Source organism: Methylophaga sp. UBA4204, assembly GCF_002379485.1.
In the GTDB taxonomy this organism is placed as follows: domain Bacteria; phylum Pseudomonadota; class Gammaproteobacteria; order Nitrosococcales; family Methylophagaceae; genus Methylophaga.
On record NZ_DFTU01000023.1, the window covers coordinates 3,725 to 4,025 of the forward strand.

1 protein-coding gene is annotated in these 301 nt (G+C 46.8%); it reads right to left on the reverse strand.

Annotated elements, in window-relative coordinates:
• Positions 1 to 15 precede the first annotated feature (15 nt).
• Positions 16 to 210 (reverse strand): (Na+)-NQR maturation NqrM, encoded by a 195-nt coding sequence (gene nqrM, locus B3182_RS03115; protein WP_292751500.1) that lies wholly within the window; start codon positions 208 to 210, stop codon positions 16 to 18.
• Between the last annotated feature and the right edge of the window lie 91 nt (positions 211 to 301).

Below are 301 nucleotides of genomic sequence, written 5' to 3' on the forward strand. Positions count from 1 at the left end.
TCGCTGTATAGTTTGTTATTGTGCCCGCTTACGGGCTTCACACTCTTCTTTTTCCTGAATCGAGCAGGCCCCGCCACAACTTCCCGACAGCCCAACCTGATTCAATCCACCACAACTGCCTTTTATTGCTGAGCGACCAAATATTACCCCGATGGCCATGGCTGTAACAGCCAGTAGAATAATCACAAATGCGGCAAGAAAAGTATTCATCTTAGCCTCCAAAGTCATCAAGCATGATGTTTTCCGGTTCAACACCCAAATCTTCAAGCATTTTGATCACCGCTGCATTCATCATCGGTGG

Excerpts from the sequence above, each read along its gene's own strand:
- nqrM (WP_292751500.1), bottom strand. The coding sequence starts at position 210 with ATGAATACTTTTCTTGCCGCATTTGTGATTATTCTACTGGCTGTTACA.